This is a genomic window from Acidobacteriota bacterium, from assembly GCA_016712445.1.
Taxonomy (GTDB): Bacteria; Pseudomonadota; Alphaproteobacteria; order Caulobacterales; family Hyphomonadaceae; genus Hyphomonas.
The window spans coordinates 854,480-879,770 of the sequence record JADJRB010000001.1 but is presented as its reverse complement, the minus strand read 5'-3'; the positions used below and the strand labels follow the sequence as shown (position 1 = coordinate 879,770).

Here is a 25,291-nt window from a genome sequence, read left to right as displayed (position 1 = left end):
CCTACCGGCAAGCCTCGGCTGCCTTGTCGATCGCGGTTGCCGAGCCGCTCAGCGAGAACTTGTAGGACACCTTGGTGCCACGCGCAGATGTGCCGTCGACGACCAGGTTTGCGCCCTTGCGCAGCGCCTCGACGATGGCGGGATCGTCCGCGTCTTCGGCGAAGGCTTCGGGCCCTGCGGGGAACAATGTCCAGGAGGAGCGGCCGACCTTGGCCTTCGGGCTTGAGCCCGACTTGAAGTCGAATCCGACCTTGATCGACGGCTGGGCCTTTGCCTTGCCGGACTTCCAGCTGGTCACATAGTACCAGACGGCGCCGTGGTTGGCCTTCGAAGGCGACTTAGTCAGCGCCTCGGTTGCGGCGTAGCAGATCAGGTCGTCGCCCGATTTCTCGGTGAACACGGCCCAGTCCTTGAACCGGCCGACAGCGGTGGGCTCGGCGACGGCCGGGGCGGCAGACACGGCCGACGTGATCACGATTGCGAGAACCAGGCGGCGGAGAAGAGTTGCGTGTTGCTTGCTCAAGGTATCATTCCCATAGTCGGTGCACGGCGAGACATTAGCGGTTACTGCCTCAGGCAGCGACCACGCGAAACACTTATAGCGGGTTTCATCCGGAAAGTTTAAGCGTGATGGCGGCGTTCGAGCGAGACAAGCCAGAAACAGGGCGCCGCAGTGCGGGAATGGCCGGAAAAACTTTCGAAAAACCTGTCTACACGGTTGATGCAGCCCTGCGCGCGCATCATGCCGCCTGCATGGCCGCGATCGCCGAAAGCCGCTCGAAGGCCGCATTTGCCGAACTGTTCGCTTTTTTCGCCCCGCGCATAAAGAGTTACATGCTGCGGCTCGGCGCCAGCGACAGCGAAGCTGAGGAGCTGGCGCAGGACGTGATGATCACCGTCTGGCAGAAGGCCGGCATGTATGACGCCGCGCTGGCGTCGGTATCGACCTGGATCTTCCGGGTGGCCCGCAATCGCCGGATCGACGCGCAGCGGCGAACGCGCCGGCCAGAACTGGCGGCGGAAGACCCGATGCTGCGCCCGCCCGAGATTGAACAGCCGGACGAGACCTTCCTGCGCGGTGAAATGGAAGACAGCGTGCGCGCAGAGCTAGAGAAGCTGCCGCCGGACCAGCTGATGCTGGTGAGGGCGGCGTTCTATGATGGTCTCTCGCACTCGGAGATTGCGGCAGCGTTCAATTTACCATTGGGGACGGTCAAATCGCGTATCCGGCTGGCCTTTCTGCGTCTCAGGGGGCCGCTTGAACGTGAAAACTGAGTGTGAACGGGCAAAATCAGCGCTTCGGCTTGACCTGCGCCCGAACCGGCCAATCTTCCGGAAACAAACGGGAAGCCTGACCAGATGAACGCCGCGCCAACTGAGCATTTCAGCGAGCTGTACGCCGCCTATGCGGCGGGTTGCCTCGACCCGGCCTTTGCGCTGATGGTCGAGACCCAGAGCGTGCTGCGCCCGGACGTGCGCCGGTCGATCGCGGTCAGCGACATGATCGCAGGCGCGGTGCTCGAGACGGCCACGCCGGCGGTGTTGAGTGACGGCGCACTGGCCCGGACGCTGGACGCCATTGAAGCGCTCGAGACCGACGCGCCCCTCGCCGTTGCGGCGGGACGGGCAGCCGGGAAGGGACTTGGCGAGATGCTGGCCCTGCCGGAGCCCTTGCGCGGCGCGGCGCTGGACGCGGTGGGCTCGGCAGGCTGGAAATCCCTTGGCCGCGGCATCACCCGCCTGAAGATGGGTGTCAGCCGCGGAATGGAAACCGAACTCTACCGGATCGAGCCGGGCGCCAACATTCCCCGGCATACCCACGCGGGGCGCGAGTACACGCTCGTCGTTGCGGGCGGCTTCACCGACGAGCGCGGCAGCTTCGGGCCGGGCGACGCCGTGCTGAACCAGGCCGGCGACTATCACACGCCGGTCGGCGACGAGGGCGAGGTCTGCTTCGCGCTCGTGATCCGCGATGGCGGCTTGCACTTCACGGGCGTCTTCGGATTGCTTCAACGCCTGCTCGGCCAGCGCTGACCTAGCTCCGGTCCGGACCCGGAACATGCTTGCGGCGCGGTGCGTCCGGTCCGCCCGGCATGATCGGGCGCGGGGCATGCCCGCCCATCGCCAGGTGGCGGTCGTACATGACGAGCGCCCCGGCGAGGCTGACATTGATGCAGAACTTGGTCGGGATCTTCACGACATGCGCACAGCGATCGAGGATCGCTGGCGACAGGTTCCCCTTCTCGGGGCCGAGGATGTAGGCGGCCTGTGGCGGATGCCGGAAGGAAGGCAGCATGACGGCGTCGTCCGTGAGTTCCACACCGACCAGCTGGCAGCCGCGCGGAAGCTGCATCTCGTCCACGCTGTCCCATTGGTAGAACGGAATCTGGCCCTCGCTCTTTGACGTGTCAGCCCAATGGCCTTCCCGAATGTTCTTCGCTGCGTCGATGGAGAACACGAAACTGGCGCCGAAGGCATGACCCGTGCGCATCAGCGCGCCAAGGTTCATGGGTTTCGAGATGCGCTCAGCGCCGATGGCAAAGAATCCGCGCATGTCAGATCACCTTCAGTGCATAGCGGCCCGCGAGGAAGACCGCGAGCAGGAGGGCAGGGGCGATCAACGCGACACGGCGGGCGAGCGCGAGGTGCGCAAGCGGGCGTGGATATTCCGTGGACAGATAGACGGTGTCCTCACTTGCGGGGGCGCCGCGACCGATCTCGTAGAGAGCGGTGCGGTAGCGCGCATCCGTGTGCTTGCCGCCGAACTTTTCGGCGAGCGCGCGGCGAAGCACGATCGACAGCAGGATGCGCATCTGTGCGGCCAGCAGGATGCTGAAGCCGAGCAGCGCGACGAGGATCCAGAACAGGATGGTCACAGGAAAGTCGCCACTTCAAAGCGTCCGCGCCAGTCTGCAAGGCCGCGCTTCAGGCCGGAAGAGTTGAACCCCCAGGCGAGTTCGCCGCTGGCGGAGACGGCGATCATGCCGCCGTTTCCGCCGAGGCGTTTGACGTCGTCGAGCGCGCCGTGGACGGACGCTTCGAAGGGCTGGTTGCCATAGCGGATGCGCGCGGAAACGTCGGCGGCCGCATTGGCGCGGATGAAGTATTCGCCGAGGCCGGTGCAGCTGACGGCGCAGCGCTCGTCGGCCCAGGTGCCGGCGCCGATGATCGGGGTGTCGCCGATGCGGCCCGGCGTCTTCGAGAGGACGCCGCCGGTCGAGGTGGCGGCGGCGAGGTCGCCATAGACGTCGAGCGCGACGGCGCCGACCGTGCCCATGTTCGGCGCGTCTTCCTGCACGGTGTCTTCGTCGACGGCGCCATAGTACGTTATCGGATCGGCCACGCGGGCGAGGCCGGCCGAGCGGGCGAGCGTCGCGGCGCCGTCGCCGACGAGGAGGACGTTGGGAGTGCGCTCCATCACGGCGCGCGCCGCCTGTACCGGGCTCTCAAAGCCCTGCAGCGCGCCGACGGCCCCGGCGCGGCGGGTGCGACCGTCCATGATGGCAGCGTCGAGTTCCCATTCGCCGGCGGTGTTCGGGCTCGCGCCCCGGCCGGCAACGTAAAGGCCGGACGCCTCCAGTTCCATCACCATCGCCTCGACCACGTCGAGCGCGGCTTCGCCCGCAGCAAGACGCGCTGCGCCATCGCGCAGCAAGCCGGCGATATGTGCCTCTTCGGGGCCATAGTCGCGTCCGAAGATCGGTCCCGCGCCGCCATGCAGCGCCAGCGCCCAGATTTTCGCCATGTCTTTTTGCCTCTTTCCCCTCGCGTCAGGCTTGGCGGGGGTGTGAGGCATGGCTACCGTCAGGGCGGACAAACAACAAGCCGCGAAGGGAGTGACGCATGAAAGCCGTGCTGTCGAAAACTGTAGGCGGGCCCGAGGCCCTGGTGATCGAAGACGTGCCGGTGCCGGCGCCCGGCAAGGGCCAGGTGCTGATCGAAGTGAAGGCCTGCGGCGTCAACTTCCCCGATTCGCTGATGATCCAGGACCTCTACCAGTTCAAGCCGCCGCGTCCCTTTTCGCCGGGCGGCGAGGTCGCAGGTTTTGTCTCGGCTCTCGGCGAAGGCGTCAGCCATGTGAAAAAGGGAGACCGGGTGCTGGCCTCCGTCGGCAGCGGCGGCATGGCGGAATATGTGGTGGCCGGCGGCCACGGCGTGATGCCGATCCCGGACAGCATGCCGTTCGAGGAAGCGGCGGCGTTCATGATGACGTATGGCACGTCCTATTACGCGCTGAAGGACCGGGCGAATCCCAAGAAGGGCGAGAAGCTGCTGGTGCTCGGAGCGGCGGGCGGCGTCGGCATTGCCGCCGTCGAGCTCGGCAAGGCGATGGGATTGGAAGTCATCGCCGCCGCCTCGACGCAGGAGAAGGTGGACTTCTGCCTCTCGAAGGGCGCCGACAAGGGCCTCGTCTATGCGGCCGAGCTGGACCGTGACGGGCAGAAGAAATTCGCGGACGACATCAAGGCGATCTCGGGCGGCGGCGTGGACATCGTGTATGACGGCGTCGGCGGTAACTATGCGGAGCCAGCCGTGCGCGCGCTGAACTGGGAAGGCCGCTTCCTTGTGATCGGCTTCCCGGCCGGCATTCCGAAACTGCCGCTGAACCTGACGCTGCTGAAAAGCTGCGATGTGCGCGGCGTGTTCTGGGGCGCGGCCGTGGCGCGCGATCCGAAAGCGCATGCGCAGAACGTCAAGGAGCTGTTCGCGCTGCACAGCGCCGGCAAGATCAAGCCGCACGTGTCCGCCACCTATCCGCTCGAGAAGGGCGGCGAGGCGATCCGTGAACTGATGGACCGCAAGGCAACCGGCAAGGTCGTCGTCGTTATCTGACATGGCCAAGGCGCCGCTTTCACCCGATACCGTGATGGCGGCGCTGGACCATCCGCTGAAGGCGGAGGCCGAGGCATTGCGGGCGATCCTGAGCGCCCTGAAGGCGCCGGTGCTTGAGCAGTCCGTCAAATGGAATGCGCCCAGCTATGCGCTCGGCGGCGTCCACTGTGTGACGTTCAATTTCAGCGACAGGAAAAGTGTACGCCTGATTTTCCATTGCGACACCGCGCGCAAGGAGACAAAGGGCGCGCCGCCCGCGATGGTCGATGAGAGCGGGCTATTGCAGTGGCAGTCCGATATTCGCGCCGTCGCCGCGTTCCGCAGCATGGCGGATGTCTCGGCGGCCGGAAAGGCCTTGCCGCTGCTAGTCAAACGTTGGATTGCCGAGGTTCTTCAAGGATAAGAAAAACCCGCCGAATTTCTCCGGCGGGTTTTGTCTGTGCACGGAGGAAGTCGGGCTTACGCGCGCTTCGCGTCGTCGACTTCTTCGAAGTCGGCGTCGACAACGCCGTCTTCCTTGGCGCTGTCAGCCTGGGCCGCTTCGGTGCCGGCCGCGGCGTAGATCGCTTCGCCGAGTTTCATTGCGGCATTCATCAGGGCTTGATGCTTGGCTTGGATATCCGCCGTATTGTCGCCGGCAGCGGCGGTCTTGAGGTCGGCGATGGCCTTCTCGATTTCCGCCTTGACGTCGTCGCTGACTTTCGAGCCGTGCTCGATCATCTGCTTCTCGGTCTGATGCACGAGCGCTTCGGCGTGGTTCTTGGCTTCGACCAGTTCGCGGCGCGACTTGTCGGCGCCGGCATTGGCTTCGGCTTCGGCCATCATCTTCTTGATGTCGGCTTCGGAAAGGCCGCCATCTGCCTGGATGGTGATCTGCTGTTCCTTGCCGGTCGCCTTGTCCTTGGCCGAGACCGAGACGATGCCGTTGGCGTCGATGTCAAACGTCACCTCAATCTGCGGCAGGCCGCGCGGGGCAGGGGCGATGCCTTCAAGGTTGAACTGGCCGAGCTGCTTGTTGTCGCTCGCCATTTCGCGCTCACCCTGGGCGACCTTGATGGTCACGGCAGGCTGGTTGTCCTCGGCGGTCGAGAAGACCTGGCTCTTCTTCGTCGGGATCGTCGTGTTGCGGTCGATCAGGCGCGTGAAGATGCCGCCCAGCGTTTCGATCCCCAGCGAGAGCGGGGTCACGTCGAGGAGGACAACGTCTTTCACATCGCCTTGCAGCACGCCGCCCTGGATCGCCGCGCCGATGGCGACGACTTCATCCGGGTTGACGCCCTTGTGCGGCTCCTTGCCGAAGAACTTCTTCACCGCTTCCTGAACGGCGGGCATGCGGGTCATGCCGCCGACGAGCACGACTTCGTCGATGTCCGCCGGGGTCTTGCCGGCATCCTTGAGCGCCTTCTTGCAAGGCTCGATGGTACGGTCGACGAGATCCTGAACGAGGCTTTCGAATTTCGCGCGGGTCAGCTTGATGTTGAGGTGTTTCGGGCCGGTCGCGTCTGCCGTGATGAAGGGCAGGTTCACTTCGTATTGCGACGTGGACGAGAGTTCCTTCTTGGCTTTCTCGGCTTCTTCCTTGAGGCGCTGGAGGGCCAGCTTGTCGGCCTTCAGGTCGATGCCTTGCTCTTTCTTGAACTCGGACGCGAGGAAGTCGACGATGCGGATGTCGAAGTCTTCACCGCCGAGGAAGGTGTCGCCATTGGTGGAGAGCACTTCGAACACGCCGTCGCCGATCTCGAGGAGCGAGACGTCGAACGTGCCGCCGCCGAGGTCGTAGACCGCGATCGTCTTGTTGCCGGACTTGTCGAGGCCGTAGGCGAGGGCCGCTGCCGTCGGCTCGTTGATGATGCGCAGGACTTCAAGGCCAGCAATCTTGCCGGCGTCCTTGGTGGCCTGGCGCTGGGCGTCGTTGAAATAGGCGGGGACCGTGATGACGGCCTGCGTGACCTTCGCGCCGAGATAAGCCTCGGCGGTTTCCTTCATCTTTGTGAGGATGAAGGCGGAGATTTCCTGCGGGGCGTAGTCCTTGTCGCGGCCTTTCACCCAGGCGTCGCCGTTCGGCGCCTTGACGATGCCGAAGGGGCTCATCGCCTTGTCCTTCTGCGCCGTCGGGTCATCGAAGGTGCGGCCGATCAGGCGCTTGATGGCGTAGAAGGTGAAATCCGGGTTGGTGACGGCTTGCCGGCGGGCCGGCTGGCCGATCAGGCGTTCGCCGCTTTCGTTGAAGGCGACGACCGACGGGGTGGTGCGGTTGCCTTCGGAGTTCTCGATGACCTTCGCTTCGCCGCCTTCCATGACGGCAACGCAGGAGTTGGTGGTGCCCAGGTCGATACCGATGATCTTGCTCATAATGTCTCTCTCTTCTGTAAGCCGCCCTTGGCTTTGTTTCGGTTCGGTCTGCTCAGCAGCCCCGGGATTGCCAATGGCTCTTCAAGTTGGTCCTTTTGAGCGGCGAGGACGGTCATTCGGCCGACTCGCCTGTTCGGTCTGCGATATGGGAAGAATACCCCCCGGCTCAAGGGGCCAACGCACATTTGGGCCTGTGTGACGCGGGGCAATCGGACGGGTCCGGGCGGCAAATGCAACGCAGTCGCGGAGCGGCCGGGCGGGCCGGCGCGCCGGATCAGGAAATGTTAAGCCAGTCCTGCTAGGCTCGCCCTCCTAAGGCTAACAAAAACAAGCCACTGGGTGATCGTGATGCAGGACGTCTTGGCGAGCTTCGCCTGGCAAGTCGCCTTTCTGGCCGGCCTGACGATCGCTTTTACCGGTCTCGCATTTTTATCGCGTGGGCGGGACGCGTTTCGCTGGCCGAAGGCCTTGCGCCAGAGCGCGCTCACCAACTTCCTGATCCTGCAGTTCGCCAGCCTGAACGGCGCGCTCTACCTCGTCCTGATTGCGCCTTTGGCGATGCTCTACACGTCGCTCGGTCTGCCCGTGCTGAAGGCCGAGGCCTGGGCCGGTGTGCCGATCGTGCTGAAGGCGCTCGCCGCGCTCGCCATCTATGATTTCAGCCTCTACTGGGTGCACCGTATGCTGCACACGAGCTGGCTCTGGCCTGCCCACGCCGTTCACCATTCGGATCCGGAATTGCATTTCCTGTCCTGGTCGCGCGGGCATTTCACCGAGCAATTCGTGATCGCCGCCTGCCTCGTGTTCACGTCGTCCTGGATGGGCTTCCGGCTTGAGGAGATTGCCGGTCTCGCGCTGATCAAGGGCTTGCACCAGTACTATGTCCACTCGAAGCTCGACTGGGATCACGGCATTTTCCGCGAGGTACTGGTCTCGCCGCAAATGCATCGCTGGCACCATGCCGCCGTGCCGGAGGCCTATGACAAGAACTTCGCCTCGATCTTCCCGGTCTTCGACCTGCTGTTCGGCACGTACTACAATCCGGGCTCCGCGATGGATGTGCCGACCGGCGTCGAGGACAATCCGCCGAACGATTTCATTTCGCAGACCCTGTATCCCTTCCGCAAATGGGCGGGGATGCTGAAGGCGCGCCGCGCGCCGCCCGTTGAAGTCAGCGCCGCCTAGGCTGGCCAGATCACGCGCGATGCGGCAGGGTCTTCGCTTCGGCGGAGGAGGAATGGTCGATGCGCGCACTAGCTGGATTTGCCCTGGCGGGCCTGATGGTCGCTGGCTGCTCCGCCAAGGAGGTCGAAGCGCCCGGATTACCGGCGGAGCCGGAGACGCAGGCGCCCGCTGAATCGGTACCCGGTTCGCTTGAACTCCTGTGGACCGCCAGCGGTTTTGAAGCGCCGGAGGGCGCCGCGCTGGCGCCGGAAGGTGGCTATTTCATCTCCAATATCGGCCCCGGTCCGGAAATGGAGAAAGACGGCAACGGCTATGTGTCGAAGCTGAATGCGGATGGCAGCGTGGCGAATGCCAGGTTTGCGACCGGCATGGACGCGCCCGCCGGCCTCGCGGTGAAGGACGGCGTCCTCTATGCGGCAGACCGCGACGGCGTTGCCATGTTCGATGCCGCGACCGGCGCTCCCAAAGGCAAGGCTCTGATCGAAGGCGCCGGATTCCTGAACGACATGACCGTATGGAAGGGTGACGTGCTGGTTTCCGATTCGGGGACGGCCACGATCTACAAGATCACCCCTGAAGGCGCGTCGGTGTTTGCGACCGCGCCGGAATGGGAGGGGATCAACGGCATCCTTGGCGACGGCGAACGGTTGCTGATCGCCACGATGACGAAGGGCGACCTGATCGATTTCCGCGGCACCGGCGCCGGAGATGTGCTGGCGACCGGCATGAAGGACGCCGACGGCATCGGACTCATCCCCGGCGGCGGCTACCTCGTGTCGAGCTGGCCGGGCGAGATCCACCATGTCAGCGAGGACGGCACGGTCACAACCGTGGTCGACACCAAGCCCGAAGGCATCCAGCAGAACGACCTCAACGTGTACGGCGACATCGTGATCGTGCCCAACTGGGCGCAGGGCACGGTTACGGCGTGGAGGATAAATCCCTAGTTCGCTGGGCCCAGGCTGACGGCAACCATCGCCGCGCGCAGGGTACGCTCGCCGATGCGCCAGCCGGGCTGGAAGAGTTGCGCAATTGTGCCGGCCGGGTGTTCGGAGGGGATCTGGGCGACGGCCTGATGCACGTTCGGGTCGAACGTGCCGCCGGGCGCCGCTTCGACGGGAACCACGTTGTAGCGCGTCAGGACCGTGTGCAGTTCCTTCTCGGTCATCTCGATGCCGCCCAGCAGGTTCTTGCCGGCATCGGTCAGCGTCTCGCGTTCGGCATCGGGCAGGGCGGCGAGCGCGCGGGCGAGATTGTCGGCCACGTTGAGCAGGTCAGCTGCAAACTTGCCGATGGCATAGACGCGCGCTTCGGAGACTTCGCGCTCGGCGCGCTTGCGGGTGTTGTCGAGGTCCGCATAGAGGCGGACATACTGCATGCGCAGTTCTTCCTTCTCGGCCTCAAGCTTGGCCAGTGCCTCTTCGGGCGTCAGGGCCGCTGGCTCTGCAGGGGCTGTTTCGGGTGTCGTCTCAAGGTCGGCAGTTTCGCCGGAATTCGTCGGATCGCTCATCACTTCCCATCCTTGCCGCGCCGGCCCGCGAGGATCTCGCCGACCACCTTGGCTGTATAATCGACCATCGGGATCACCCGGGCGTAGTTGAGCCGCGTTGGCCCGATCACGCCCAATGCCCCGATCACCTGTTTCGTGCCGCCCATATAGGGTGCCACAATCACACTTGAACCCGATAACGGGAAAAGCCTGTTCTCGGACCCGATGAACAGCCGGACGCCTTCTGCGCCGCGCGTCGTGTCGAGGATTTCGAGCAGGCTTTGCTGGCGTTCAAGCTCGTTGAACAGCTGGCGCACCCGGTCGAGGTCTTCCGCTGCCTTCGCGTCTTCCAGCAGGTTCGCGCGTCCGCGCACGATCAGGCTGCGGCCCCGGCCCGGCGCCTCGCCGCCCCATTGGGCGAGGCCCGCTTCAACCAGCGCCGAGGCGGCAGTGTCGAGCGCGGCGCGGCGGGTGCGCAGGTCCTCGCGCACTTCGCTGGTCGCCTCGGCGAGCGTGCGGCCCTTCAGGCGGGTGGAGAGGTAGTTGCCGGCTTCGATCAGCGTGGTGACGGGCAGGCCGTCAGGCACCTTGATGAACCTGTTCTCGACATCGCCGTCTTCCGTGACGAGGACGCATAGCGCGTCGCCGCCTGCCAGCGGCACGAATTCGACATGCCGCACGGGCGCATCCCGTGTGGGGGAGGAGACCAGGCCGGCGCCTCCGGTGAGGCCGGACAGGATGTCGGAGGCTTCTCCGAGCACGCCCTCGATGTCCGCCCCGGCGGCGGCAAGCCGGTCGTCGATCGCTTTCTTGTCGCCCTTCGAAGGTTCGCCATATTCGAGGAAACCATCAACGAAGAGGCGGAGGCCCCGGTGGGTTGGCGCCCGGCCAGCAGACACGTGCGGCGCGTCCAGCAGGCCGAGCTCGGTCAGGTCCGCCATCACGTTGCGGATCGAGGCGGGGGAGAGGTGGATGCCGCCTTTGGACAGGGTTCGGGAGCCGACCGGCTCACCGGTCGCCAGATAGCCTTCCACGATCTCCCGGAAAATGTCCCGGGAGCGCTGGTCAAGGCGCTGCATCAGGGATTCTGTTTCAAACCGCTCAGCCATGCTCTTGGAGTAGGCAGCCGGACGGCTCTATTCAATAGGGCATCAGACCGTCAAACCCGTGCCGTCGTCGCGGTCGTCCGCGCTTCTCCAGGCAAAGTAAGAGTAAACCACCGAAATGGTCGCGGCGATCAGCACGAGGGCGGACAGCTGGAGCGCGAGCCAGATGCCGTTCAGGAGGAAGGCGCCGGCGATACCGATCGCCCCGGCCAGCATGAACAACGGCCCGGCAAAGCGATGCGTCTTTTCCCAGGCAATGTCGGACGACAGGGTCCAGGGCGTGCGGATGCCGAAGAAGAAGCTCGAGCGCGTCTTCGGCAGGTAGTTCCCGATGAGGATGAATAGCAGGCCCGCGCCGGCGATGACCCACCGGACGAACTCGCCGGAGGTCGCGCCGGGACCGGCCGCCATCATGCGCGCAATCCCGCCGTGGACCAGTGTCTGCAGAATGATCGCGCCCAGCCAGGTGGCGAGGTAGGCACGACGGCCGGTTTCGATGTTGGCCTTGCGCGGATCCAGCGACGGCGCGAAGGCCAGAACCAGGCCGGTCAGCAGCATGATCACGGGCATCGCCATCAGCACGAGCCCGGCCTCGTTGCGGCCCGCGTAGCGATCGGGTTCGCCGTTGACGCCCCAATGAACCGGTATGTCACCACCTGCCGGCAGGCTCGACCAGGTGCCGGCCGAGATCAGCGCCATGATCAGGAATGCACCCACGGTCCAGATCAGTCCGGTCTTGATGTACGGTTTCATTCGGCAGCTTCCTTCAATCCATCATCGCCCTCGTCCCGGCCAAGCAGGCCGAGCAGGGCAGAGGCGGCGTCCTCGAGGACGCTGGTGTTGACGCGGTAGAGGATCTGGTTGCCCTGCCGCTCGGCGGTGATCAGGTCCGCCTCCTTGAGCACCGCGAGGTGACGGCTCATTGTCGGCCAGCTGGCCTCGAACTCCGCCGCCAGATCGCCGGCGAGGCGGGGGCCCTTGCGCAGCATCGCCAGCACCTGCCGGCGTGCCGGATGGGCCAGGGCTTTGAACACGGTATTTTCCATGCCCTCTAATTAGCAATAATGCTAATGAGCGTCAAGCTATTTCGAACTTTGGCTAAATAACCTCAGCTCAGCCCCTCGATCTGGCCGGCCGCATTCAGGTGCATGTGCTCGGCCGCCGGATGGCGCGGCAGGCCCGGCATGGTCATGATGTCCCCGCAGATCGCCGCCACGAACCCGGCGCCGGCCGACAGGCGTACTTCGCGCAAGCGCACCACATGGCCTTCCGGCGCCCCCAGAAGGGCAGGGTCGGTGGAGAAACTGTACTGCGTCTTCGCCATGCAGACAGGCAGGTTGCCGAAGCCGTCGCGTTCCCAGGCTTGCAGCTGGTTTCGCACGGTGCGGGTCGTCTCGACCCGGCCGGCCCGGTAGATACGCTTGGCCACAGTCTCGATCTTCTCGAACAGGGGCATGTCGTCCGGGTACAGAAGGGTAAACGGCTCGCGGCGCTGCGCTGTGAGTTCGACCACCGCCTTCGCCAGCGCCTCGGCGCCGCGCCCGCCTTCGGCCCAGTGCGTGCACAGCGCGACCGGAACGCCCAGCCGGCCGCAATAGGCTTCGATCGCCGCAATCTCGCCGGACGTGTCTGTTGTGAAGCGGTTTACGGCGACGACCACAGGCAGACCGAACTGGCGCAGGTTCTCGATATGCCGCCCGAGGTTTGAGAGACCGGCCTCCAGCGCGCTGTAGCTTACCGTTGCCAGGTCATCCTTGGCTAGACCGCCCTGCATCTTCAGTGCACGGACCGTCGCCACCAGCACGGCGGCGTCGGGCACCAGGTTTGCCTGCCGGCATTTGATGTTCAGAAACTTCTCGGCGCCAAGGTCCGCCCCGAAACCGGCTTCGGTGACGACATAGTCGCTCATGTGCAGCGCGGCGCGCGTGGCGATCACCGAATTGCAGCCATGTGCGATGTTAGCAAACGGGCCGCCATGAATGAGGCAGGGATTGTTTTCCAGCGTCTGCACAAGGTTCGGTTGCATTGCATCCTTGAGCAGCACCATCATCGCGCCGACGGCCTTGATGTCGGCGGCGGTCACGGCGACCCGGTCACGTGTATAGCCGACGATGATGCGCGACAGGCGCGCTTCGAGATCGGCGGCGTCACGCGCAAGGCAGAGGATGGCCATCACTTCGGAGGCGACCGTGATGTCGAAACCGGATTCGGACGGTATGCCGTTGGCCGGGCCGCCGAGGCCCGTGATCACGTTGCGCAGGCTGCGGTCGTTGATGTCCAGCACGCGCCGCCAGGTGATCCGCACGGGATCAATCTCCGGTGAGTGATGCCAGTGGATGTGGTTCTCGACCATCGCGGCGAGCAGGTTGTGTGCCGATGTGATGGCGTGGAAGTCGCCGGTGAAATGCAGGTTGATCTCGTCCATCGGGATGACCTGCGAGAGGCCGCCGCCCGTCGCGCCGCCTTTCATGCCGAAGCAGGGGCCAAGGGAAGGCTCGCGCAGGCAGAGCAGGGTCTTCTGCCCGATCCGGTTCAAGGCATCGGCCAGGCCGACCGACGTCGTCGTCTTGCCTTCGCCGGCGGCGGTCGGGCTGATGGCGGTGACGAGGATCAGCTTTCCAAGCGTCTGGGGGCGCAGATGGCGGATGTGGCGGGCCGACACCTTTGCCTTGTCGTGGCCATAGGGGATCAGCTCTTCGGCCGGGATGCCCATGGCCGCGGCGATCTCGCTTATCGGCCGTTTCTTCGCCGCGCGGGCAATTTCGATGTCACTCGCCATACCTGACCCCACTCCTTCAGCGCACCCTTTGGCTGGACACGCTGCACAAAACCCGCAAATCAGGCCCGAACCTATAAGGATTCCGTACCATGCCCAGCCTGATCCGTCCGTCCGGACGCGCATTTGACGCCCTGCGCCCGATTTCCCTCGAGACCGGTGTGACCCGGTATGCCGAGGGATCCTGCCTCGCCAAGTTCGGCCACACCCACGTCCTCTGCACGGCCAGTTGGGAAAAGGGTGTGCCGGGCTGGATGAAAGGCAAGGGCGAGGGCTGGGTGACCGGCGAGTACGGCATGCTGCCCCGCGCCACCCACACGCGCGGGCGCCGCGAAGCCGCGCAGGGCAAGCAGTCTGGCCGTACGCAGGAAATCCAGCGTCTGATTGGCCGCTCAATGCGCTCCGTGATCGACCTTGCCGCGCTCGGCGAAAACACGATCACCATCGACTGTGACGTGGTGCAGGCCGATGGCGGCACGCGTACGGCCTCGATCACCGGCGGCTTCGTCGCGCTCGCCCTCGCCTGCAAGTACCTGCAGCGGGAAGGGGTCATCAAGGCAGACCCGGTGCAGAAGCAGGCGGCCGCCATTTCGGTCGGGTTGTTCCAGAACCATCCCGTGCTGGATGTCGACTATCCGGAGGATTCGTCCGGCGAGGCCGACATGAACGTGGTGATGAGTTCGGATGGCGGCTTCATCGAAGTGCAGGGCACCGGCGAAGCCCGCCCGATGGGACGCGCCGAACTCGAAGAGATGCTGCGACTGGCCGAACTCGGCTGCAACCAGCTGTTCGCGGCGCAGCGTGCGGCCCTTGGCTAGGCATCAGCCGGGCGCGGGCTTGCCCTGCGTCCACGTGACGTCCCGGCCATAGAGCGGAACGGTCGAGAGGCTCATCTTCGCCGAGCCGTCGACGATCGTACGGCTGAAGGAGACGTACATCAGGCTGTCGGTGCCGGCGTCATAGATGCGGCGCACGGCGAGTTGCTTGAACACCAGGCTCTGGCTCTGGTCGAAGACTTCTTCGCCAGACTTGTCGAGGTCGATCCGGCCGATGGTGATCGGGCCGGACTGAAGACAGGAAATCGAGGAGTTCGACGGGTTCTCGAACCAGTTGCCCTTGCCGAGACGGTCCCATACGCCGCGGTCGAAGTGCGCCAGATGGCAGACGACGCCGTCGACCTTCGGATCGCTCAGCTGGATGATCTTGATCTCGTTGCCGGACCAGTCGTTCTTGAACTCGCCGACTTCCGGACTGCCATTGCCGCACGCGGCGAGAGCACAAGCGGCGAGCAGGCTGGCAAGAGCGGGTATGTGTTTCATCGCCGCTCAACGCGCGCGGGTATTGCCGCGTTCCCGCCGGATGCCCGGATGCAGTGAAAAGGGCGGTCAGCCCGCAGAGCGGAGCGGCGCCAGTGTGTCCCACTGGGCGATGCCGTGGGCTTCATCATCGCAGAAACCGCAGACATGCTTGAGCAGCTCGATGCGTTCGCTCGACGAATGGTCCGACAACGGACGAGCCTGCCGGTCGAGCAGGCGGAACAACAAGGCGCGGTCCGGGCCTGCGCCCAGATAGGACTCGAACAAGTCGCCGAGCGCCGCTTCGACCGCGAGATCGCCTTCCGCCGGGCTGCCGAGGGCAGCCGACGCGTACAGCCGCAGGCGCGGAAGCTCTTCATTTATCACGTGAATCCAGTTCATGCCGGCCATGTAATCCTTGCGAGAACTTCGCTTGCCACGGGAATCCATGACACCGGTCACATTCTGGCTGCGACATGCTGTCGTTCAGGCAACCAGCCCGAGCGCCAAGCCCCTCAGGCCGGCGGTGACCCGGTCGTTGACCTCCAGCTTGCCAAAGCAGCGGCGCACATAGGTGTCGACGGTGTTGGTCGAGATGTTGAGCCGCGAGGCGATCATCTGGTTGGAGAGGCCGCGAACCACGAAGCCGAGGATCTGGCGCTCCCGGTCCGAGAGCGTCACGGCGCCGGGCAGGGTACGCAGGATCAGGTCGCAGAACTTCAGGTGTACTGCCTGGCAGGCCCAATGGATTTCGGAGATGATGGCGTCGGGCGGAATCACGCCGTCCGGACCGAAGCCGATGGCGAAGTAGCCGTTGCGTCCGTGCGGCCCGAACACCGGAACGGCGAGGCCGTTGCCGAAGCCGGCCTTGCGGGCTTCCGCCAGGTACTTGCGTTCGGCGTCACTCAGAGCGGCGAGCTTCTCGATGTCCGACCAGACAAAAGGCCGGGTCTGAGTGGCCGCAACCTTCGGCATCGGGTCGGTCTGCAGGTAGTTCCGGGAACGGTAAAGCTCTACCCACTCGGCCGGGAAGCCATGTGTGTAGACCTGTATCTCGGGACCGAAATCCGACGCGCCGATGGGCGGATAGTGGTAGTAGCTCGACATCGTCGACCCCACCATGTTCAGGTAGGAATTCATCGCGAACCGGATCGCATTGATGTCCGTCGCGGTCGCAAGGACGCCGCGCAATCGCTCGAAGGATTCTGATTCGCCTTTCGGCCCCATGATCTTGCAAACGGTAACGGTGATCGACAGGGATTCAGAATGCCGGAATTTCCGTCCAAGTGGAAGCCCATTCTCCTGGCACCGCCAATGCGAATGCGTCTCAAGCTGCGGCAAGCACAACAGGTTGCGGCTGGAACGGGCTGCAGCAGGTTTAATTTTCAGGTTGGGTCGCTGAACACGCAGCGAAACACCGCCGGATTACTCCGCGGCGACGCGCCGTTCGCCCTCTTCGTCTTCGGTATCGAAGACCAGGATGTCACCGGGCTGGCACTTGAGCTCGCGGCACAGCGCCTCGAGCGTCGAGAAGCGGATGGCCTTGGCCTTGCCGGTTTTCAGGATCGAAAGGTTGGCGAGGGTGACGCCCACGCGCTCTGATAGTTCGGTCAGCGACATGCGTCGCTCCAGCAGCACTCGGTCGAGGGTAACGCGGATGGTCATGGCTTGGGAGCGCTCCTCAGATCGTCATTTTTTCTTCGTCGCGCAGGCGGGTGCCTTCACGGAAAACTTGGGAAAGCACAAACAACGCTGCAACCGAGATCCACAGTATGAACTGAGTCGACAAGCGTGGCGGTTCGTCGCCGACAAGTTTCGGCACCGTGCTGACGATCACTACGGTTGCGATGCGCAGGAGTTCCATGACGGCGATGGCGATGCCGATGCTGGAGAGGCGCCGCGCGTTCTCGGGTACGAAGGGGTCGCCGTCGGCAAGGGTGAACAAGATGCGGCGCAGCTGGAGGCAGATGAAGATCACGCCCGGCACGATCACCGTGAGACCCGCAAGGCCGATCACCAGCTGGCCAGGCATGACGCCGTCCGCCAGTGCCTTCATGCCATAGAATTCGGTACTTCCACCGGAGAGGCTGGCAGTCAGGCCGATTGCGAGGACCGGGATGCCGATGACGCCCATTGCGCCCACGACCCACATCGCGACCGTGACAAGCACGTTCATGATCTCAGCCATGGAGTTGTGTCCGGTGCGGGGCATGCCTAGTCTTTTCACCCTCTATCCTTGATGGTTCATGAAGCAGGGGCATGCCGCAGCAATGTCCCAAAATTACCGAATAACGATATATGAGTTCGCGCACAACGCAAGAATGGAGCCATACTGCTCGTGAAAACAGCTGAAACGTCCCTCCGGCTCGCGCCCGGGCGCCTTCTGGCGGCCACCCACAACCGCGGAAAGGTCGAAGAACTGAAAGCCTTGTTCGAGCCGCACGGGTTCGACGTGGTTTCGGCCCTCGACCTTGGACTTGAAGAGCCCGAGGAGACCGAAACAACTTTTGCGGGAAATGCCCTGCTCAAGGCACGGGCGGCTGTTGCGGTTTCGGGCCTTCCGGCCTTGTCCGACGATTCAGGCCTGGCCGTCTCCGCGCTGGGCGGGGAGCCGGGCATCTACTCCGCCCGCTGGGCCGGGGAACCGCGCGATTTCATGCGGGCGATGGAGCGGGTCGAGGCCGCGTTGAAGGCAACCGGGTCGGCTGACCGGTCGGCCAGGTTCGTCTGCGCGCTGGCCGTTGTCTGGCCGGACGGGCAGGAAGCCGTGTTTGAAGGGGAGGTGCATGGCCACCTGGTCTGGCCGCCGCGCGGCGAACGCGGCTTCGGTTATGATCCGGTGTTTATTGCTGACGGCGAAACGCAGACCTTCGGCGAAATGGACCCGGACCGGAAACATGCCATGAGCCACCGCGCAGATGCAGTGAAGAAACTGCGGGCGGCGCTGCTGCCGTGACCCGTGCACCTGCGCCTTTCGGCCCGCATTTCGGCTTCGGACTGTACGTGCACTGGCCGTACTGCACCCGCATCTGCCCGTATTGTGATTTCAACGTCTACGCCGCCAAGGACCGCGACAGCGCGCCGCTCGTCGCCGCGATCGCGGCAGATGTGCAGGCGCACAAGCCGCGCCTGCCCGAGCACGGCGCGCTCGACACGATCTATTTCGGCGGCGGCACGCCGGCATTGCTCAGGCCGGACGAACTCGGCAGCATCCTGCTCGCGGCGTCCGAGAGTTTCGGCATCAAGCGCGGCGCGGAGATCACGCTGGAAGCCAATCCGAATGATGTGCTGCGCGCAGACCTGACGGGCCTCCAGCGGGCAGGGGTGACACGCCTCTCCATTGGTGTGCAGTCGCTGCGCGACGCGTCGCTCGCCTTCCTCGGGCGTGACCATGACGCCGCCTCGGCGGCGCAGGCCGTACGGCGTGCACTGATGGTTTTTCCGTCCGTGTCGATCGACCTGATCTATGCCCGGCCTGGTCAGAGCCCTGCAAGCTGGGAAGCCGAACTGACGGATGCGCTGGCGCTCGGCGCGCCGCACCTCTCCCTTTATGAACTGACGTTCGAGCCGAAAACGCCGTTCGGCCTTGCCGTGAAGCGGGGCGACCTTGAGCCGATGCACGATGATGCGCAGGCGGATCTCTATGAACTGACGCAGAGCGTCACGGCGAAGGCGGGCCTTCCGGCCTATGAAGTGTCCAATCACGCGGCGGGAGCGGCGCACCAGTCGCGGCACAACCTGACCTATTGGCGCGGCGGTGACTGGATCGGGGTCGGCCCGGGTGCGCACGGCCGTCTCACCGTGGGCGGACGGCGCTATGCCAGCGAAGCGGAGCGCAGGCCGGATGCCTATTCGGCAAACGTGCAGGCCCTGCAGAACGGTTGGGGCGAAGCGGCGCAGCTCGAGCCCGTCGAGATCGCCCGCGAGTTGCTGGCAATGGGTCTGCGGGCGGCTGAGGGCATTGACCTTCGCCGGGTCGAGACCGTGTCCGGCGATACAGTGGCGCGCGACAAGATCGCGGTGTTCATCGAGAAGGGTTGGGCCGAGTTGTCGGGCGCCGAACTGCGCCTGACACCGAGCGGCCGCCTGCTCGCAGATGCAATCACGGCCGCCATCAGCCCCTGAAGGTCAGGCCCGCGGATGCGCCGCGGCATGCACCGCCCGCAGGCGGCTGGAATCGACACCGGTATAGACCTGCGTGGTCGACAGCGAGGCGTGGCCGAGCAGGGTCTGGATTGCACGCAGGTCGGCGCCGTTGGCGAGCAGGTGCGTCGCGAAGGCATGGCGCAAGGCGTGCGGCGTGGCCGTCTCCGGCAGCCCCAGGACTCCGCGCAGCACCTGCATCCGCCCCTGGATGATCCGTGGGCTGAGCGGTCCTCCCTTGGCGCCCCGGAACAAGGCGCCGGACTTCGTCAGGGCATAGGGGCACAGCTTGGCATAGGCGTCGACTGCATCCCGCACGGCTGCGATCAGGGGCACGATCCGGACCTTGCCGCCCTTGCCGGTTACCCGGAGGCGTTCAGGCGCCGGCAAATGAGCGCCCGTCAGGCTCAGTGCTTCCGATATCCGCAGACCCCCGCCATACAGGAGCGACAGGACAGCCACGTCACGCGCAGCGATCCAGGGTTCGGCGTCCGGTTCGGTATCGGCTTCGTGCAGGATGTCCTTCGCCGCTTCGACCGACACCGGACGGGGCAGGCGAGGGGCGCGGCGCGGACCCTGGAGGTAGCCGATCTCGGCATTCTCGATTCCGTGTGCACGGCTGAGCCAGCGATAGAGTGCCTTGATCGACGAGAGCAACCGCGCAATCGAGGCGTCCGAAAGGCCGTCCCGGCGGCGTGCGGCCAGGTAGGCACGAATGTCGCGCGCCTTGAGGCGCGAGAGCGCCTTCAGCCCGGGCTCTCCGCCGAGATGCTGGCGCATGAATCCGAAAAAGGCTGCAAGGTCGGAGCCGTAGGCCTCGACGGTCTTCTGCGCCATTCGGCGCTCATTCCCGAGATGGGACAGGAAAGCAGGCAGGACATCCATCCGTTTACCCTGACGCGTTCACCTTAAGTCCGCGTTTATCGCCTGCAGGCGCGGGGGAAAGGCGCTGATGGCGCTTAACTTGCTAGGGCCTCCCCGAAACAGGCCTGTCGCGGGGGATGCATGCGATATCTTGGAATTGACCTGGCGCGTTCGGTGGCGATCATCTTCGTGGTCGTCGGACATGCGCTGACAGCGTCCAACATGGGCGATGCCGGTGTCGCCGTTCAGGCCTTGAGATTTTTCCTCGGCCTGTCGCCGCCGGTTTTCTTCTGCCTGTTCGGTTGCATGTTGCAGCTCGTCTATGCGCGCAAGTATGCGGCGGGGCGTACGACCGAAATCGTCCAGCGCCTGCTGACCCGCGCGCTCCAGTGCTGGATGCTCTATGTCCTGTCGTGCGCCGCCTATTGCCTCGCGGCCGGGCTGCCGTTCACCTATTTCGTGCGCTGTGCGATGCTGCTCGGCGATACGCCGTTCACGGACATCCTGAAGTTCTACGCCATGCTGCTGTTGATCAGCCCGCTGCTGGTGCATGTCAGCGTGAAGCGTGGACTCTGGCCCTTGGTCGCTCTCGTCGCAGCGGTGCAGCTTTCCTATCCTTGGATCAGCCAGCTGCCGCCCATGCAGGGTTTTCCGGGCGCTGGCACGCTGTCGGCCTTCCTTTACGGCGGAAAATTCATCGGCCACACCGGCCCCTCGGTCATTCACGGTCTTGGCTTTGTCGTGTTCGGCATGCTGATGGGCCGCATCTGGCAGTCCCGTCCTGGCCGCGAATTCCTGCTTTCAGGGCCCGGGTACAAGGTTCGCGCCGCCGTCTGCATCCTGCTCGCGACGACGCTGGCCTGGATCTGGCTTTCAGATGTGAACCTGACCGTGCCGGCAGAGCGTATTCATCTTCGCAACACCAACCATCCGCTCTACCTGCTGTTCGGCTGTTCGGCGGCAATCATCTTCGTCGAAGTTTTCACGGTGCTGCGCCGCCTCACGGGCCTTGGCAACACGTCGACCTGGCTGGTGTTCGGGCGCACGAGCCTCTTCACCTTCTGCTTTGGCAACATCATCCTGTACTTCGCCCACCTCTGGAATCCGGAAGCGGCGCCTGACCCGGTCCGCTTCGTCCTGGCGGCCTCGGCGGCGCTGGCGCTCAGCATCGCGTACGGAAAGTTTCGTGACTGGAAGGGATTGAAATCCAGCCGCCCGCTCGCGCGCGCCTATCGCTGGACGGCGACAGATGCGGCGGAGTCGATCGTCCGGGCCCTGACTTCACCCTTCCTCAGGCCGGTCCAGATCAAGCGGGCGCCGCACATTGAACGGGTCGTGCGCTAGGGTTCGTTACCTTCCCAGTCGACGATCCAGTCTTCCTGGTCCTCGTCGAAGACGGTGTCTTCGGAAACGGTGCGGCCGAGGATCGAATGGCCCTCCGCGTGCACGCGCATCCGGTCGCCGCAGACGAGGTGATGCCATTCCGGCAGGTCCTTGCCCTCGTTGATCAGCCGGTAGGCGCACGTCTTTGGCATCCAGCGCAGCTCGTCGATCACGCCCGGCGTCAGCTGCACGCAGTCCGGCACGTGCTTCTGCCGGTTGGGATAGTCCGAGCACTGACAGGTGCCTGCATCAAGAAGCCGGCAGTGAAGCTTGGTGTAGGCAAACTCGCCGGTATCCTCGTCCTCGAGCTTGAGCAGGCAACACTTGGCGCAGCCGTCGCAGAGCGATTCCCACTCGCCCCTGTCCATCTCGGACAGTGACTTGGTTTTCCAGAACGGCGCATCGGTCATGCCAGGCGCCCGGACCATTCGGGAAACTTCTCGATCAGTCCGCTGGCAAACCAGCAGGACGATGACACCGTCTCGCCTTCGTCAAACACGTCCTGCATGATCCGCGCGACCAGCTTCTTTCCCAGCCCCCGCCCGCCCAGCACATCCGGCACGATCGTGTGGGTGATGTGGCGGTGGCCGGGCTTTGGCCGCTCATAGGTGAGGTAGGCTTCGGTGCCGTCGATCACGAGACTGTAGCGCCGCCGAGAAGCGTCATGCTGAATGGCGGCGGTCATGCGAGCACGTCCTGCCACTCGGCGTGCTTCTCTATCTGCGCCTTGGCGAACGGGCAGAGCGGAATGATCTTGATGCCCGCCGCCCGAGCATCTTCCACGGCGCGCTGCACCATTGCCTGGCCGGCACCCATGCCGCGCAGGGTGTCGGGCACACCGGTATGATCAATGATGAGGCGGCTGGTGCCGGCCTTGGAGTAAGTCATTTCAGCGGTGTGGCCGTTGATCGTGGCCGTGTACCGGCCGCCGGACGGGCCATCTTCACGTGTCACGACGATCTGGCTCATGCTGTGCTCCCTGCTTGCCCCAAAAGAGTGGGGGCACTGCTGTCAAACAGCAATGCCCCCGGCGGGATAGCACTTATTCCGGCGCTGGCTCAGCGCTTCTTGAACTGGTCCTTGACGTCACCAGCGGCCTTGCGCACTTCGCCCTCGGCCTTGTCGAACTTGCCTTCGGCTTCAAGCTTGCGGTTGCCCGACACCTTGCCGGCTGTTTCCTTGATCTGGCCTTCGGCTTTCTTCGCCGCGCCCTTGATGTGTTCCTTGTCCATGGAAATCTCCTTTCGTGTTCCCGCATCGACTGCGGTTACCTGATCAACGCGCGGCCTGTTGGCGCGTTCCTGCAGCGCCCCTACCCAAAGCAGGGAAGGCGGGTTAATTCCGCGCCATGTCGCGCCTGCTGTCCCACCCCGAAATCGACTGGAAGGATGACGGCGCGCCGGTCGCCCGGGCGCATGGAGACGTGTATTTCTCTGCCCAGGACGGGCTCGCTGAAACGCGCACCGTATTCCTGCGCGGCTGCGGTCTTCCTGAAGCCTGGCAGGGCCGCCAGCAGTTCACCGTTGCCGAAACAGGCTTCGGCACGGGCCTGAATTTCCTCGCCCTTTGGCAATTGTGGCGCGCGCATCGCCCGGCGCCCGGCGCGGAGCTCATCTTCGTCAGTTTCGAAGGCTATCCGTTGCGGGCCGAAGACGCCCGCCGCGCGCTGTCTGCCTGGCCAGAGCTTGCAGCACAGGCCGGCGCGCTGCTCGCGCAATGGCCAGCGCCTGTGCGCGGCGTTCGGCACATCCGGTTTGCCGAGGATGGTGTCCGCCTGATCCTGCACCTCGGCGACCTCCACGCCGCGTTGCCGCAGGGCAGCTTTCGCGCCGATGCCTGGTTCCTCGACGGGTTCAGCCCGGCGAAGAATGCGGAGATGTGGGACGCTTCGGTCTATCCGCTGATTGCCGCCCGCTCGGCGCCCGGCGCCCGGCTTGCGACGTTCACGGTCGCCGGCGCGGTGCGGCGCGGCCTCGCGGAGGCAGGCTTCGAGGTCACAAAGGCCGAAGGTCATGGCCGAAAGCGCGAACGGCTCGAAGGCCGGCTCATCTCGCCGCCGCCCGCTGCGCCGGACGTCTACGGACTGCGCCCGCCCGCCCGGCCAGCGCGGCGTGTGGCGATCCTCGGCGCCGGCATTGCCGGCGCCTCGCTTGCCCGCGCGCTTGCAGGCCACGGTGTCGCCGCCGAAGTGTTCGATCCGTCGCCGCAGCCGGCCAGCGGCGCCAGCGGGAATCCGATGGCCCTTCTGATGCCGCGCCTGGACGCAGGCGACACGGCGGAAGCCGCGCTGCTGCTCGACGCCTACCTCGCCGCCCGGAGCGCCTATGACGGCTTGCCCGGCACCGAGGCGGTCGACGTGCTGCAGGCGCCGCGCAATAAGATCGAGACGGCGCGTTTCGAAAAGCTGCTTTCCGATCCACCGCTTCCGCTCGACGATCTTGAGGCCGTGCGCGGAGGCGGCCTGTTGCACAAGCGGGCCCTGATCCTCCGTCCACAGATCCTGGTGAAAGCCCTGCTTGACGGCACTGTCTGCCATCTCGGCCGCAAGGTCGAGATTGATCTGGCGCATCGCACGGTCGGGGGCAGCGCCTTCGATGCCATCATCCTCGCAAACGGCATGGCCGCGCAGGAACTCGCGCCATCGCTGCCGCTCGAAGCCCGGCTTGGGCAGGTCGATTTCGTTCAGGTCGACGTAGCTGCTCCTCCCTCTGCGCTCACATCGGGCACTTACGGCATCGCCTCTGGCCGTGACCGGCTATGGGGGGCAACGTTCGAGCCGTCGGGGCCAGACTTTGCGCCGGAGGGCAGCGCGGCTGCCCGCGCTGAAAACCTCGCCGGCATCGAGCGGCTGTCGCCCTGGTGGGTGCGCGAGGCGAGGGAGGGAGACGTGACCTCACGTGCCAGCCTGCGCGCGACCACGCCCGATCGGCTGCCCTTGATCGGTGCGCTGCCCGACGCCGAAGCGGCAGCATCCGTGTTCGCCGGCATGCAAAAGGGGCGTACCGTGGATGCGGACGCCCCTCTGCTTGACGGTGTGTTTGTTGCGACCGGCTACGGGGCGCGGGGATTCACCTGGGCGCCGTGGGCGGCAGAGGTCCTTGCCGCTCGCCTCGTCGACGCGCCGGCGCCCGCATCCCTCGCGTCGCTGCGTGCGGTGTCGCCGATGCGCTTCGTGCTGCGCGCGCTGCGGCGCGGCTGACGCGGATCACGGCGCGCTGACGAACGAGACGAGCAGGCCGCCTTCCTGATGCGGCTGCACGCTCAGCGCCATTTCTCCGACTTCCAGCGAGATGCCGCCATGGGTCTGGGCGAAGTAGAGCGTCGCCACCAGCACGGTCAGCGCCAGGGCGCCAAGCAGCCGGTTGTTGCGCAGGAGTGTCCCCTTGGTCATTGGTCCGGTCCTTCATCGGATAGTCGTCGGGTTGAGAATTGGGCAAGCGTGCCCGGTCAGTTGCCTTTTTCGAGGTCGCGGAATTCCTGGCGCAGGCGCCATTCGTCGGATGTTACCGTGCGTTCGATGTTCTTCAGGCGCTCTTCGAGATCCATGAAGGTGTACTTGATGGTGCCGAAGGTGGCGCGCGGACGGTCCGACACGCCGCGCCAGAAGGCGTCTTCATCAGCGCTGAAGCTGCCATAGCCGGCCGGCGCATAGGGCGTGATCATGGCGACCACGAGGTAGGCGACGAAGATCAGCGGCCCGGCCACGAACACGAGCAGCAGGGCAGCGATGATCCGGACAAGGACGACATCCCAGCCGAAGCGTTCGGCGAGGCCGCCGCACACACCGCTGATCACCTTGTCATTGCGGGACCGGTAGAAGCGTTTCGGATTGGGGGAAGCATAGGGGTCGTAGGAGCGGGACATG

General features: G+C 65.0%; 33 protein-coding genes. 11 read left to right on the top strand and 22 right to left on the bottom strand.

Annotated elements, in window-relative coordinates; genetic code table 11:
• Position 1: 1 nt before the first annotated feature.
• Complete coding sequence (locus tag IPK75_04505) at positions 2-490, bottom strand: hypothetical protein (protein MBK8197610.1); 489 nt, start codon at positions 488-490, stop codon at positions 2-4.
• Between the two features lie 263 nt (positions 491-753).
• Between IPK75_04505 and IPK75_04500 the strand changes: the two genes are divergently transcribed.
• Positions 754-1,275, top strand: coding sequence for a sigma-70 family RNA polymerase sigma factor (locus IPK75_04500; GenBank protein MBK8197609.1), 522 nt, complete (start codon positions 754-756; stop codon positions 1,273-1,275).
• Positions 1,276-1,359: 84 nt separating this feature from the next.
• Complete coding sequence (locus IPK75_04495; GenBank protein MBK8197608.1) at positions 1,360-2,034, top strand: cupin domain-containing protein; 675 nt, start codon at positions 1,360-1,362, stop codon at positions 2,032-2,034.
• 1 nt (position 2,035) lies between these two features.
• Here IPK75_04495 and IPK75_04490 read toward each other — a convergent pair whose 3' ends face one another.
• From IPK75_04490 to IPK75_04480, 3 genes are read right to left on the bottom strand one after another with little or no spacing between them, the layout of a single operon-like run.
• The gene (locus tag IPK75_04490; protein MBK8197607.1) at positions 2,036-2,554 is read right to left on the bottom strand and encodes an RNA methyltransferase; all 519 of its coding nucleotides are present in this window, start codon (positions 2,552-2,554) and stop codon (positions 2,036-2,038) included.
• Position 2,555: 1 nt separating this feature from the next.
• Complete coding sequence (locus IPK75_04485; protein ID MBK8197606.1) at positions 2,556-2,876, bottom strand: hypothetical protein; 321 nt, start codon at positions 2,874-2,876, stop codon at positions 2,556-2,558.
• Positions 2,873-3,745 carry an isoaspartyl peptidase/L-asparaginase gene (locus IPK75_04480; protein ID MBK8197605.1) on the bottom strand — a complete coding sequence of 291 codons (873 nt, stop codon included), beginning with the start codon at positions 3,743-3,745 and terminating at the stop codon, positions 2,873-2,875. The genes IPK75_04485 and IPK75_04480 overlap by 4 nt, the downstream gene beginning before the upstream one ends.
• 98 nt (positions 3,746-3,843) lie before the next feature.
• On the opposite strand from IPK75_04480, the gene IPK75_04475 reads away from it, so the two are divergent.
• Complete coding sequence (locus IPK75_04475; protein MBK8197604.1) at positions 3,844-4,833, top strand: NADPH:quinone oxidoreductase family protein; 990 nt, start codon at positions 3,844-3,846, stop codon at positions 4,831-4,833.
• A 1-nt stretch (position 4,834) separates the two neighbouring features.
• A complete protein-coding gene (locus IPK75_04470) occupies positions 4,835-5,236 on the top strand; it encodes a DUF1801 domain-containing protein (GenBank protein MBK8197603.1) in 402 nt (133 codons plus the stop codon).
• Between the two features lie 56 nt (positions 5,237-5,292).
• Here the strand turns inward: IPK75_04470 and dnaK are convergent, their stop codons facing one another.
• Complete coding sequence (gene dnaK, locus IPK75_04465) at positions 5,293-7,185, bottom strand: molecular chaperone DnaK (GenBank protein MBK8197602.1); 1,893 nt, start codon at positions 7,183-7,185, stop codon at positions 5,293-5,295.
• Between the two features lie 348 nt (positions 7,186-7,533).
• On the opposite strand from dnaK, the gene IPK75_04460 reads away from it, so the two are divergent.
• Positions 7,534-8,370 (top strand): sterol desaturase family protein, encoded by an 837-nt coding sequence (locus IPK75_04460; protein MBK8197601.1) that lies wholly within the window; start codon positions 7,534-7,536, stop codon positions 8,368-8,370.
• 59 nt (positions 8,371-8,429) lie between these two features.
• Positions 8,430-9,317 (top strand): hypothetical protein, encoded by an 888-nt coding sequence (locus tag IPK75_04455; protein ID MBK8197600.1) that lies wholly within the window; start codon positions 8,430-8,432, stop codon positions 9,315-9,317.
• Here IPK75_04455 and IPK75_04450 read toward each other — a convergent pair.
• From IPK75_04450 to IPK75_04430, 5 genes are all read right to left on the bottom strand, one after another.
• Positions 9,314-9,880: a nucleotide exchange factor GrpE gene (locus tag IPK75_04450; protein MBK8197599.1), complete on the bottom strand. Its 567-nt coding sequence runs from the start codon at positions 9,878-9,880 to the stop codon at positions 9,314-9,316. The two genes, IPK75_04455 and IPK75_04450, sit on opposite strands and share 4 nt — an antisense overlap.
• Positions 9,880-10,968 (bottom strand): heat-inducible transcriptional repressor HrcA, encoded by a 1,089-nt coding sequence (hrcA, locus tag IPK75_04445; GenBank protein MBK8197598.1) that lies wholly within the window; start codon positions 10,966-10,968, stop codon positions 9,880-9,882. Before hrcA ends, IPK75_04450 begins: the two co-directional genes overlap by 1 nt.
• A 42-nt stretch (positions 10,969-11,010) precedes the next feature.
• Positions 11,011-11,718: an SdpI family protein gene (locus IPK75_04440; GenBank protein MBK8197597.1), complete on the bottom strand. Its 708-nt coding sequence runs from the start codon at positions 11,716-11,718 to the stop codon at positions 11,011-11,013.
• Positions 11,715-12,011 (bottom strand): winged helix-turn-helix transcriptional regulator, encoded by a 297-nt coding sequence (locus IPK75_04435; GenBank protein MBK8197596.1) that lies wholly within the window; start codon positions 12,009-12,011, stop codon positions 11,715-11,717. The genes IPK75_04440 and IPK75_04435 overlap by 4 nt, the downstream gene beginning before the upstream one ends.
• Positions 12,012-12,073: 62 nt before the next feature.
• Positions 12,074-13,744: a formate--tetrahydrofolate ligase gene (locus tag IPK75_04430; GenBank protein ID MBK8197595.1), complete on the bottom strand. Its 1,671-nt coding sequence runs from the start codon at positions 13,742-13,744 to the stop codon at positions 12,074-12,076.
• A 101-nt stretch (positions 13,745-13,845) separates the two neighbouring features.
• Between IPK75_04430 and rph the strand changes: the two genes are divergently transcribed.
• A complete protein-coding gene (gene rph, locus IPK75_04425; GenBank protein ID MBK8197594.1) occupies positions 13,846-14,559 on the top strand; it encodes a ribonuclease PH in 714 nt (237 codons plus the stop codon).
• A gap of 3 nt (positions 14,560-14,562) precedes the next feature.
• Here the strand turns inward: rph and IPK75_04420 are convergent, their stop codons facing one another.
• From IPK75_04420 to IPK75_04400, 5 genes are all read right to left on the bottom strand, one after another.
• On the bottom strand, positions 14,563-15,060 hold the full coding sequence (locus IPK75_04420) for a CreA family protein (protein ID MBK8197593.1): 498 nt from the start codon (positions 15,058-15,060) through the stop codon (positions 14,563-14,565).
• A 66-nt stretch (positions 15,061-15,126) separates the two neighbouring features.
• Positions 15,127-15,438 (bottom strand): hypothetical protein, encoded by a 312-nt coding sequence (locus tag IPK75_04415; GenBank protein ID MBK8197592.1) that lies wholly within the window; start codon positions 15,436-15,438, stop codon positions 15,127-15,129.
• A gap of 84 nt (positions 15,439-15,522) precedes the next feature.
• Positions 15,523-16,263 carry an autoinducer binding domain-containing protein gene (locus tag IPK75_04410; GenBank protein ID MBK8197591.1) on the bottom strand — a complete coding sequence of 247 codons (741 nt, stop codon included), beginning with the start codon at positions 16,261-16,263 and terminating at the stop codon, positions 15,523-15,525.
• Positions 16,264-16,461: 198 nt separating this feature from the next.
• Positions 16,462-16,701: a helix-turn-helix transcriptional regulator gene (locus IPK75_04405; GenBank protein ID MBK8197590.1), complete on the bottom strand. Its 240-nt coding sequence runs from the start codon at positions 16,699-16,701 to the stop codon at positions 16,462-16,464.
• A gap of 16 nt (positions 16,702-16,717) precedes the next feature.
• Positions 16,718-17,212: a DUF2975 domain-containing protein gene (locus tag IPK75_04400; protein ID MBK8197589.1), complete on the bottom strand. Its 495-nt coding sequence runs from the start codon at positions 17,210-17,212 to the stop codon at positions 16,718-16,720.
• A 162-nt stretch (positions 17,213-17,374) separates the two neighbouring features.
• Here IPK75_04400 and rdgB point away from each other — a divergent pair, with 162 nt between their 5' ends.
• Positions 17,375-17,992, top strand: a complete 618-nt coding sequence (gene rdgB, locus IPK75_04395; protein MBK8197588.1) for an RdgB/HAM1 family non-canonical purine NTP pyrophosphatase — start codon at positions 17,375-17,377, stop codon at positions 17,990-17,992.
• A complete protein-coding gene (hemW, locus tag IPK75_04390) occupies positions 17,989-19,161 on the top strand; it encodes a radical SAM family heme chaperone HemW (protein ID MBK8197587.1) in 1,173 nt (390 codons plus the stop codon). Before rdgB ends, hemW begins: the two co-directional genes overlap by 4 nt.
• A 3-nt stretch (positions 19,162-19,164) precedes the next feature.
• Here hemW and IPK75_04385 read toward each other — a convergent pair whose 3' ends face one another.
• Positions 19,165-20,064, bottom strand: a complete 900-nt coding sequence (locus tag IPK75_04385) for a tyrosine recombinase XerC (GenBank protein ID MBK8197586.1) — start codon at positions 20,062-20,064, stop codon at positions 19,165-19,167.
• A gap of 120 nt (positions 20,065-20,184) precedes the next feature.
• On the opposite strand from IPK75_04385, the gene opgC reads away from it, so the two are divergent.
• The gene (gene opgC / locus IPK75_04380; GenBank protein ID MBK8197585.1) at positions 20,185-21,387 is read left to right on the top strand and encodes an OpgC domain-containing protein; all 1,203 of its coding nucleotides are present in this window, start codon (positions 20,185-20,187) and stop codon (positions 21,385-21,387) included.
• Here the strand turns inward: opgC and IPK75_04375 are convergent.
• The 4 genes from IPK75_04375 to IPK75_04360 all read right to left on the bottom strand — a co-directional run bounded on the left by IPK75_04375 (position 21,384) and on the right by IPK75_04360 (position 22,658).
• The gene (locus IPK75_04375; GenBank protein MBK8197584.1) at positions 21,384-21,854 is read right to left on the bottom strand and encodes a YcgN family cysteine cluster protein; all 471 of its coding nucleotides are present in this window, start codon (positions 21,852-21,854) and stop codon (positions 21,384-21,386) included. The genes opgC and IPK75_04375 overlap by 4 nt on opposite strands.
• Complete coding sequence (locus tag IPK75_04370) at positions 21,833-22,111, bottom strand: N-acetyltransferase (GenBank protein ID MBK8197583.1); 279 nt, start codon at positions 22,109-22,111, stop codon at positions 21,833-21,835. Before IPK75_04370 ends, IPK75_04375 begins: the two co-directional genes overlap by 22 nt.
• Entirely contained in the window at positions 22,108-22,395 is a 288-nt protein-coding gene (locus tag IPK75_04365) for an N-acetyltransferase (protein MBK8197582.1), read from the bottom strand. Before IPK75_04365 ends, IPK75_04370 begins: the two co-directional genes overlap by 4 nt.
• 89 nt (positions 22,396-22,484) lie before the next feature.
• The gene (locus IPK75_04360; GenBank protein ID MBK8197581.1) at positions 22,485-22,658 is read right to left on the bottom strand and encodes a CsbD family protein; all 174 of its coding nucleotides are present in this window, start codon (positions 22,656-22,658) and stop codon (positions 22,485-22,487) included.
• Between the two features lie 116 nt (positions 22,659-22,774).
• On the opposite strand from IPK75_04360, the gene mnmC reads away from it, so the two are divergent.
• Positions 22,775-24,625 carry an FAD-dependent 5-carboxymethylaminomethyl-2-thiouridine(34) oxidoreductase MnmC gene (gene mnmC / locus IPK75_04355; GenBank protein MBK8197580.1) on the top strand — a complete coding sequence of 617 codons (1,851 nt, stop codon included), beginning with the start codon at positions 22,775-22,777 and terminating at the stop codon, positions 24,623-24,625.
• 6 nt (positions 24,626-24,631) lie between these two features.
• On the opposite strand, the gene IPK75_04350 is transcribed toward mnmC, so the two are convergent.
• Positions 24,632-24,817 carry a hypothetical protein gene (locus IPK75_04350; protein MBK8197579.1) on the bottom strand — a complete coding sequence of 62 codons (186 nt, stop codon included), beginning with the start codon at positions 24,815-24,817 and terminating at the stop codon, positions 24,632-24,634.
• Between the two features lie 56 nt (positions 24,818-24,873).
• The gene (pspC, locus tag IPK75_04345) at positions 24,874-25,290 is read right to left on the bottom strand and encodes an envelope stress response membrane protein PspC (GenBank protein ID MBK8197578.1); all 417 of its coding nucleotides are present in this window, start codon (positions 25,288-25,290) and stop codon (positions 24,874-24,876) included.
• Between the last annotated feature and the right edge of the window lies 1 nt (position 25,291).